General features: G+C 63.7%; 8 protein-coding genes. 1 reads left to right on the forward strand and 7 read right to left on the reverse strand.

Going from position 1 to position 9792, the window contains the following annotated elements; all coding sequences use genetic code 11:
* Positions 1 to 188 (forward strand): hypothetical protein (locus tag RUW20_RS08920; protein ID WP_313951848.1); only part of this gene is annotated, 188 nt, incomplete at its 5' end.
* Positions 189 to 543: 355 nt separating this feature from the next.
* Here RUW20_RS08920 and RUW20_RS08925 read toward each other — a convergent pair.
* The 7 genes from RUW20_RS08925 to RUW20_RS08955 form a co-directional block, all read right to left on the reverse strand.
* Complete coding sequence (locus RUW20_RS08925) at positions 544 to 1668, reverse strand: ABC transporter permease (RefSeq protein WP_313951849.1); 1125 nt, start codon at positions 1666 to 1668, stop codon at positions 544 to 546.
* A 4-nt stretch (positions 1669 to 1672) separates the two neighbouring features.
* Complete coding sequence (rbbA, locus tag RUW20_RS08930) at positions 1673 to 4444, reverse strand: ribosome-associated ATPase/putative transporter RbbA (protein WP_313951850.1); 2772 nt, start codon at positions 4442 to 4444, stop codon at positions 1673 to 1675.
* On the reverse strand, positions 4441 to 5514 hold the full coding sequence (locus RUW20_RS08935; RefSeq protein ID WP_313951851.1) for an HlyD family secretion protein: 1074 nt from the start codon (positions 5512 to 5514) through the stop codon (positions 4441 to 4443). Before RUW20_RS08935 ends, rbbA begins: the two co-directional genes overlap by 4 nt.
* A gap of 338 nt (positions 5515 to 5852) precedes the next feature.
* A complete protein-coding gene (locus tag RUW20_RS08940; RefSeq protein WP_313951852.1) occupies positions 5853 to 7337 on the reverse strand; it encodes an efflux transporter outer membrane subunit in 1485 nt (494 codons plus the stop codon).
* Positions 7338 to 7470: 133 nt separating this feature from the next.
* The gene (fabI, locus tag RUW20_RS08945; RefSeq protein WP_409559333.1) at positions 7471 to 8265 is read right to left on the reverse strand and encodes an enoyl-ACP reductase FabI; all 795 of its coding nucleotides are present in this window, start codon (positions 8263 to 8265) and stop codon (positions 7471 to 7473) included.
* 16 nt (positions 8266 to 8281) lie between these two features.
* A complete protein-coding gene (locus tag RUW20_RS08950) occupies positions 8282 to 8941 on the reverse strand; it encodes a hypothetical protein (protein ID WP_313951853.1) in 660 nt (219 codons plus the stop codon).
* A gap of 268 nt (positions 8942 to 9209) precedes the next feature.
* Complete coding sequence (locus RUW20_RS08955; protein WP_313951854.1) at positions 9210 to 9395, reverse strand: hypothetical protein; 186 nt, start codon at positions 9393 to 9395, stop codon at positions 9210 to 9212.
* Between the last annotated feature and the right edge of the window lie 397 nt (positions 9396 to 9792).

Raw genomic sequence — 9792 nt, forward strand, 5'->3', positions numbered from 1 at the left:
GGCGCGCGGCGATCGTCGAGTCGAAAACTTCATCGGCCATGGCCTACCTTGTCGTTGGGAAACTCACTCATTTGCCAGCCTCGCCCTTCGCCCTTTCTTGCCCGCTCCAGACGAAACGACCTAAACCCGGATTTGAACAATTTCACGCGTGGAGTCGACAACACCGCTTTCAGCGCACTTCACCCTGACGCGCGCGACGTCACTCTTGCGGTTTCGGCTCAATGGCAGCTTTGATGTCCGCCGTCACCGCAAGCCTGTCGGAGGCGGTGACGCTGTGGCGGCCTGGTCCCTCGGGCGCGGTCACCAGGCCAGAACGCCGGCAAGGGCTGAACCGGCCAGTACGATGGGCACGAAAGTTCCGAGACGTAGCCACCGATGCTACGCCTCGGCAATGGTCTGACGCCATCCAGCAAATAGTGCGGCGGTGTCTCCCGCGCAGACCGGTCGATTGCAAATACCCAATGCCCAACTTGGATCTCATCGATGGTCAGGGGGAAACTGAAACCGATACCCATCAAAATATCCTTCGGGGCAATGCAGCGCTCATGCCATCTGGCTGATGGTCTTGCGGAAACGCCCGAGCGAGGCGGCGAACAGCAGGCTGCCGATGGCCAGGATGGCCAGGAACTGCGGCCATACCACGTCGATACCGGCGCCGCGGTAGAGGATCGCCTGTCCGGCCGAAACAAAGTGCGTCGTCGGCGCCGCCAGCATGATGTACTGCACCAGTTGCGGCATGCTCTCGCGCGGAGTGGCGCCCCCCGAAAGCATTTGCAGCGGCAGAAGAACGAGCACCAGCAGCATGCCGAACTGCGGCATCGAGCGCGCCAGCGTTGCCAGGAAGATGCCCATCGACGTGGTGGCGAACAGGTGCAGTACGGTGGCCAGCATGAACAGCGCCAGCGAGCCCTGGATTGGCACCTGCAAGGCACCCTGAACGATGAACACCAGCGCCACCATGGCCGCCAGCAGGACCACCAGTCCCATCGACCAGACCTTGGCCAGCATGATTTCGGCCGGCGTTACGGGCATCACCAGCAAGTGTTCGATGGTGCCATGCTCGCGTTCGCGGATCAGCGCCGCACCCGTCAGGATGATCGACAGCATGGTCACGTTGTTGATGATTTCCATCAGCGAGCCGAACCACGCTTGCTCGAGATTGGGGTTGAAGCGCATACGAAGCGCGAGATCGACCGGCGGCACTGCCGAACTGCGATAACGCTGGATGAATTCATTGACCTCGCCGGCGACGATCTGCTGGATGTAGACGTTGCCGGTGAAGGCCTGGCTCATCAGCGTGGCGTCGATATTGAGCTGGATCGCCGGGGTGCGGCCGGCCAGCACGTCGCGCTGAAAACCCGGCGGAATGTCGAGCACAAAAGTGTAGTCGCCCCTGTCCATTCCCGGGTCGATCCCGTTCAGCGAGACCATCACCGGCGTCTTGAAGTGCGGCGGATAGAAGCTCGCAACAATGCGCGCTGACAGTGGCGAGCCGTCCTCGTCGACGATGGCGATCGGCGCGTTGTGCAGGCTCTCCGGCATGGCGGTGGCGGCGACGTAGATCGCCACGGTGAAGGTCCAGGCGATCAGCACCAGCATCATCGGGTCGCGCACCAGACTCCATAGTTCCTTGACGCCGAGGCGGAAAATGTTCTTGCTGCTGATCATCGTCTCAGGCCTCCTGTTTTTTCAGCAGCGCGATCGACAGGCCGAGGATCACCGGGATGGCGACGAGCATGGGCCAGAAGGACGGGCCCAGGCTGGTAATGTCGAGTTCCTTGCTGAACACGCCGCGACTGATGGTCAGGAAATGGGTTGCCGGGTAGATGCGGCCGATGAAGGCGCCCATCCCTTCAAGCGAAGACACCGGGTTGAGCAGGCCGGCAAACTGTACGCAGGGAATGATGGTGCCGATCATGGTCACAAACATGGCGGCGATCTGGCTTCTGGTGAAGGTCGAGGCGAGCAGGCCGAAGCCGGTCGAGCAAATGACGAAGATCAGAGCCGCCAGCGCCAACGTGGCGAAGCTGCCCTTGACCGGCACCCCGAAAACAGTGACGGCCAGCACCGTCAACAGCAGGAAGTTGACCATCGCCAGCGCAATGTAGGGCAACTGCTTGCCAAGCAGGAATTCACTGCGTGTGACGGGCGTCACGTAGAGGTTGATGATCGATCCCAGTTCCTTCTCGCGCACCACCGACAGCGCGGCGAGCATCGCCGGAATCATCATCAGCAGCATCGGGATCACTGCCGGCACCATGGCCGGCAGGCTCTTGACGTCGGGGTTGTAGCGGTAACGGGTTTCCAACGTGCTGGGCGAAGTTAGGGTGATTCCCAGACGGTGCGTCGCCATGTCGACGAGCCACATCTGGTGCATGGCCTGGACATAGCCGCGAACGGTCTCGGCGCGCGTCGGCATGGCGCCGTCGACCCAGGCGCCGATCTCTACCGGCGTGCCGCGCGCGATGTCGCGCGCAAAGCCGGGCGGGATCTCGATGGCCAGGGACAGTTCGCCCTTGCGCATGCGCCAGTCGAGCTCGGCATAGTCGGTTATCGGCGCCTTTTCGATGAAGTAGCGCGAGCCCGAGAGGTTGAGTGCGTAGTTGCGACTGAGTACCGTCTGGTCGCGATCGAGCACGGCATAGGACAGGTTTTCGACGTCCAGGCTGATGCCGAAGGCGATGATGAACATCAGGATCGCCGAACCGAGCAGCGCCAGTGTCGCGCGTACCGGGTCACGGCGCAGTTCGAGCGTCTCGCGCAGGGTGTAGCTCAAGGCGCGGCCAAGGTTGAAGCCGAAGCGCGGGGCGATGACGCGAGTCCGGGCGGCGGGCGCCGGTTTGGCCACGACGGGCGCAGTGACTTTTTCGGTGCCCGCCGAGGCTTCCTCGAGATATGAGATGAAGGCCTGCTCGAGCGTTTGCGTGCCGCGCTGGCGTACCAGTTCAGCCGGGCTGTCGCTCACCAGCACGCGGCCCGAATGCATCAGCGAGATGCGGTCGCAGCGCGCAGCCTCGTTCATGAAGTGGGTGGAGATGAAGATTGTCACCTTGTCGTTGCGCGAGAGGTCGATCATCAACTGCCAGAACATGTCGCGCGCGATCGGGTCGACGCCCGAGGTCGGTTCGTCGAGGATCAGCAGTTCGGGCTGGTGGATCACCGCCACCGCCAGCGACAGGCGCTGGCGGATTCCCAGCGGCATTTCGTCGGGCAGGGTATCGATGACATTGGCCAGGCCAAAGCGTCTGACGAGTTCGTCGACGCGCGCGGCGATCGAGTCCTCGGGCAGCGAGAACAGCCTGGCATGCAGCACCAGGTTCTGGCGCACAGTGAGTTCGCCATAGAGCGAGAAGGCCTGCGACATATAGCCGACGCGCCGACGCGCGTTGATGTCGCTGGCATTGACCGGCTGGCCGAAGAGCAACGCCGTGCCCTCGCTGGCCGGCAAGAGGCCGGTGAGCATCTTCATGGTCGTCGACTTGCCGCAGCCGTTGGAGCCGAGGAAGCCGAAAATCTCGCCGCGCCGAATGCGAAAGTCGACGTGGTCGACGGCGATGAAATCACCGAAGCGCATGCTCAGGCCCCTGGCCTCGATGGCGATGTTTCCCTCGCTGCCGGTCGCACTCACCGGCAGCGGCGGTACGATGATGGCCTGGTGTCCGCGCCGTTCTTCCGCGGGCAGCAGCGCGATGAAAGCATCTTCGAGCGAGTCCGTCGCGGTACGGGCGTGCAGCTGCGCCGGCGTGCCGCTGGCCAGCACGCGGCCATTGTCCATGGCCACCAGATGGTCGAAACGTTCGGCTTCCTCCATGTAGGCGGTGGCGACGATCACGCTCATTGCGGGCCGTTCGCTACGGATATGGTCGATCAGATCCCAGAACTGCTTGCGCGACAGCGGGTCGACGCCGGTCGTCGGTTCGTCGAGGATCAGCAGGTCGGGGTCGTGGATCAGGGCGCTGCACAGGCCAAGCTTCTGCTTCATGCCACCCGAGAGCTTGCCCGCCGGGCGCGACAGAAAGGGCTGCAGGCCGGTACTGGCGGTCAGTTCGTCGATGCGCTGGCGGCGCTCGTCGGCGCTGTGACCGAACAGGCGGCCGAAGAATTGCAGATTCTCCTCGACCGACAGTGTCGGGTAAAGGTTGCGTCCCAGGCCCTGCGGCATGTAGGCGATGCGCGGGCAGACGCTGTCGCGGTGCTGCTTGCTCGCCATATCGCCGGCCAGCACCTGCAAGGTCCCCTGCTGCAGCTTGCGCGCGCCAGCGATCAGCGCCAGCAGGCTCGACTTGCCGACGCCGTCGGGACCGATCAGGCCGACCATGCACCCGGCCGGGATGTCGAGCGTGATGTCGTCGAGCGCGAGCGTCTTGCCGTAGCGCAGGCTGATGCCAGCGAGCCGGACCACCGGTGCCGCGCCGCTGGTCGCCAGCCCGCGGCCTGCGCTCATTGCGGGACCTTGACCGTCAGTTCAGCTGGCCACGAGGCCTGGCTATCAAGCTTGAGCCAGGCGATTCCGGGCAGGCCGGTCTTGATCTGGGTCAGGTTCTTTTGCAACAGGTCGCGGCCGATCTGCGCCTTGACGCGGAACATCAGTTTTTGCCGTTCGCTCGCGGTTTCGACCGTCTTCGGCGTGAACTGCGCGGTACTGGCGACGAAGGAGACCCTGGCCGGGATCACGTATTGTGGCGCGGCGTCGAGGATGATATGGACTTCGCTGCCCAGCGCCAGCTTGCCGGCGGCGGTTTCGGGGACGAAGAAGGTCATGTAGACGTCGCCCAGGTCCACCAGGTTGAGCACCTTGCCGCCGGCGGCCAGCACTTCGCCGGGCTGAGCGATGCGGTATTGCACGCGGCCGTCACGCGGCGCGGTGAGCGAACTGTCGTCGATGTCGACCTTGATGCGGACGATGGTGGCCTGGGCGGCGTCAACCGTTGAGCGTGCCCCGGCCACCTGCGCACGCGCAGCGGCGATGGTCGCCTGCGCCGCCTGCACCTGCGCCCTGGCCGCGCCGACCGCCGCCCGCACGCTGTGCACGCGGGCCCGATCATCGTCGAGTTCCTGCCCCGACGCGGCACCTTCGCGCGTCAGTGTCTCCGAGCGCACCAGGCGCCTTTGCGCGGCGTCGAGTTCGCTCTCGCGCTGCGTAACGAGGGCCAGCGCTGCCTGCCGCTCGCTTTCGCGCACCGCGACCTGCGCTTCGGCGCTGGCTACTGCGGTGAGTGACTGCTGGTGCCGCGCCTGTGCCTCGTCACGCTGGGCTTCGAGGGTCTGCACTTGCATGTGGGCCAGCGTCTGGCCCGCTTTGACGAAGTCGCCATCGGCGACCAGGATGTCCTGCACGCGTCCGCTGAACTTGCTTGAGACATCGATTTCAGTAGCTTCAATGCGGCCATTGCTGCTCACGAACCCTTCGCCAGGCCCCTTGGGGCGCAGCATTTGCCAGGCCAGCAGAGCGGCCGCCGCGATGACGGCGACGATGAGGGCTGGAATCAGCCATTTTTTCCATTTCTTGAGCATCGAACCCGCCGCTGACGTGAGCGGCGGAGCAGTCGCTGTCCCGGCTGTCCCGGCTGGCGGGGTGAGCGTTGTGGTGGCCGGCGGGCAAGTCGTCGGGATGGCCGCGGGTATGACCTCGGGATTGGCGGGTGCAGCGTCCGTTGCGGTGGCTTGTGCAATAGCTGGTGTGGGAGCAGGTGGTGCAGCCGTTGGGCTGACGGTTACGGTAACCGGTTCGGCCGCCGCCGGCATATCCGCTGGTGTGACGGGTGCGGCGAGCGGAGGAGCGAACGTTACCGTGACCGTTACTGAAGCCGGCGGGGCAAGCGGTACGATGACCGTTGGGGTGGCGGTAGGGTTCATGGGGCACTCGTGGCGGGTGTGGGTTCAGGCGGTTTAGACTTTTCGCCTGCGGGTGGCGAATCAAAATCCAGCGCGCCGCCGCCGAGAGCGGCATACAGGCTGATCTGGCTGCTCAGCAGTTCGCGCCGCGTCTGCACGAGTTGTTGCTCGGCGGCAAGCAGATCGCGCTGGGCATCAAGCACGTCCAGAAAAGGCGAGGCGCCGTTGTTGAAGCGCAATTGCGAAAGCCGTGCGCGCTCCGCCTGCGTCGCCAGCGCTGTGCGGGCAATCGCGACCTGCTGCCTTAGCCAGACACGTGCCGAAAGCGCATCGGATACGTCGCGGAAGGCAAGCTGCACGGTTTTCTCATAATTGGTCACGGCCAGATCGCGACGCGTTTCAGCCAGGCTCAGGTTGTTTTTCCTGCGCCCACCGTCGAAGATCGGCAGCGAAATGCTCGGCGAAAATAGCCAGGCGAGGCTGCCCGAGGCGAACAGGTCATTGAGTTCGACACTCGCTGTGCCTAGCGAGCCGAGCAACGCAATGCGCGGAAAAAATGCGGCGCGCGCCGCACCGATGTTGGCATTTGCCGCCTTCAGCAAATGTTCGGCAGCGACGATGTCGGGGCGTTGCAGCAGCAGATCGGAAGGCAGGCCAGGGCGCAGTTCGCGAAATACATTGCTTTCGTCAAACTGGCCTGATTCGGGGGGCAACTCGACGTGTGCTCCGACCAGCAGGGTCAAGGCATTGAGCTGTGCCGCTCGCGCCAGCTCAAGCTGGGCGCCAAGCGCCTGGGCCTGGGTCAGCAGGGTTTGTACTTCGGTCAGGTTGAAGCGCGAGGTCGAGCCTACCTCGACGCGGCGAGTGAATATGCGGAAACTCTCCTCGCGGCTGACGATGGTCTGGCGCGCCAGTGCAATACGCTCGTCGAGTCCGCGTAAGGCGAGATAGTTGTTGGCAACCTGTGCAACCAGCCCGATGCTGGCCGCGCGGCTAGCGGCGTCGGTAGCCAGATAGGTTTCCAGTGCCGCGTCCTCCAGGCTGCGTACGCGTCCCCAGAAATCGATTTCCCAGCTCGCCAGGCCCAGTCCAACCTGATACTGGCTGGCGACCAGTGGCCTGCCGGTGAGGCTCATCCTGGCCGGCGTTCGCGAGCGGTCTTCTCTGGCTTGTGCGCCAATGGTGGGGAACAGGTCAGCCCGCTGGATTCCGTAGGCGGCACGCGCCTCCTCGACCCGCAGCACGGCGCTGCGCAGATCACGGTTGTTGTCCAGCGCCAGCCTGATCAGGGACTGAAGTTGCGGGTCAGTGAAATAATCACGCCAGCCGATGGCCGCCGCGCTCGCACCGTCCTGAGTGGTAGCGGACGCATAGACGGGGGACACCGGCAAGGCGGGCACCTCGTAGGGCGGTGCCATCGAGGCGCAACCCGCCATCAACAGGGCGACGACAGCGAGCTTGAGGCTGGACGATCCGGCATTGAGTATCCGGCTGGCCTCCATTCAAACCTCCGGGCGAGCCGGAGTGATGGCGATTACGAGACGCAGCGCCTGCATCCATAAGACAAGCACGGCGGAGGAGCAGTGTTCGATCCTGTGCAGGGGCGTGCTGGTGTTCATGCCAATAACTCGTCGATCAGCCCAGCACATGGCAGCCGCCGTCAACAAATACGACGTTGCCGGTCATGTGCAGCGACCAGTCGCTGACCACTCCTGCAGCCACCGCACCCACATCGTCGATGCTGACCAGGTGATGTTGCGGAGAATGCTGCGCGACCTGCTCAAGCAATTCATCAAAATGTTCGATACCGGAGGCGGCGCGGGTCAGGATCGGTCCCGGCGACAAGGCATGGACACGGATTCCTTGCGGGCCGAGCTCTACCGCCATTTGACGCATCACGGACTCCAGCGCGGCCTTCACCGGCCCCATGATGTTGTAATGATCGATCACCTTCTGCGCCCCGTAATAGCTGAGAGTCAGCAGCGCGCCGCCCTGCCCCATCAGCGGTTCGGCAAGGCGGGCCATGCGGATGAACGAATGGCATGAGACATCCATCGCGCGTGCGAAACCGGCGGCAGAGCAATCTATGACGCGGCCATGCAGATCCTCCTTTGGGGCATAGGCGATGGCGTGCAGCGCGAAGTCGAGTTGCCGCCATTGCTTTTTAATGGCTGCGAAGACGGCCTCAAGCTGGCCCGGCTTCTCGACGTCACAGGGCAGGATGAGCGGACTGCCGAACTGTTCGGCGAGTGGGCGCACGAAGGGTTCGGAGTGCTCGTTGAGGTAGGTAATGGCCAGCTCGGCGCCCAGTGCGTGCATCGCCTTGGCGCAGCCATAAGCGATACTCTGGTCGTTGGCGATACCGATCACCAGCCCCTTCTTGCCGGCGAGGTTGATCGATGTCGTGCTGCTATTTCCCTGATTCGTCATGACAAAGGATTCCCGGTTATTTCTGCATTACGTAGGTGCCCGGCGCCGGAGAGATTGGCTTCAGACCTGCCGCTGCGCCCATTGCCGGGGCGGCAACAGGCTGACCTGACCGGGCCTGCAACCAGGCCGCCCAGTCCGGCCAGCACGATCCTTCGTGCTGGGGTGCCGTCTTGAGCCAGGTGTCGGGGTCCACGTGATTGCTGTCGTGTGCTGGCGTCAGCACCTGATAGCTGCGCCTGGGAGCGCCCGGCGGATTGACAATGCCGACGTTGTGACCACCCGAGGTGAGCAGGACAGTGAGTTCGACATCGGCCAGCAGGTCGCTTGCCGGCGTGCGCTCGCCCACCAGGTAGTCCTTGAGCATCCGCGACCACACCAGGTCGTTCGAATTCAGCCACTGGAAGGCTCCGGCCATCTGCGTGTTGTCGAGATAGCCCCGGTCCCACATGCTGTCTTGAAGAAAAATGTTTTGACGGTCGTCGATGAACAGTGCCAGTTCTGCCTGCTCGGCCGGATTATGGGACAGGCGGGTCAGCCGGTCTTCGAAGGCCAAACGCATCGCCGCCGACGAAATGCCTCCGGGCAGATGTGAAAATTGGTCATGGACCAGTCGATCAAGGTCGCCGCCAGGCAAAGTCGGTACGCTGGCAAGCGAGGTAGCGAGGGCGGTTGTCATCTGAAATTCACTTTCCGGTTTTGGCCGGCCTGTTGCTGACCTGAAGCGAAGGCTGCAGCCCAGGACCGACGAGCGAAAACCCGTCTCAAGTCAGCGCGCCGCAACCGTGTCGCGCGCCACCTTAGGCAGCTAGCCGGGGGCGTACTTCAGGTCCGGCTTCTTCTGCTGTGCGTTTGGCAGAGCGGCCGCATGCTCGTCGCGGGCCCGCTGGCCGCCTCGAATGACTTCGAGGCATCCATCCAACCCGGGGCCAAGGCAGCCCGCATGATCACACCATGCAAATATCCGCATTCCGGCCGGTGTCTCCGCGTGTGCCAGACACGATCGCCGGCGCGGCGCCCTTGTTGTCACTGGCGTCGCGCAGGGCCTCCATCCACAAGCCCCCGGCCTTGACGCCGCGGACTCCGGCTCTTCTGGCGACCCATGGCAGGATCTTTGGGTACTTCTGCGTCATTTCAGTCTCCTTGGTGCGCCGTCGTCAAGCGTGGTCAAACGCGTTGCCTTCGGCTGTGTTGTGAGGTCGCGGGACAACGGGCTACTTGCAAGCCTAGGCTGGCAGTCGAACAAAGTCTGTGCGCCAGCGCACCCGACAGGTTTCGGCACAAGCATCCCGGAAGCAGGCGCTCAACGAACGGCATTGCCGAAGAAAAGGCCCCGACTCGCGGGGCTCGTTGATCACCACCACGTTCTGCGTGCTTAGGCGCCTTTCTTCGAAAGAGAGGCCGCCGAGCTTGCCATCCGGGCGGTTGCGTCACTGGCCACTTTGGTGTTGGCTGCGGTCATGTCGGTTATCTGCTGCGCAAAGCCCTTGAACTGTTCGAAGCCTTTGAGCCACCCCGCGCTGGGGTTTG

The organism is Accumulibacter sp. (genome assembly GCF_032229525.1).
In the GTDB taxonomy this organism is placed as follows: Bacteria; Pseudomonadota; Gammaproteobacteria; order Burkholderiales; family Rhodocyclaceae; genus Accumulibacter.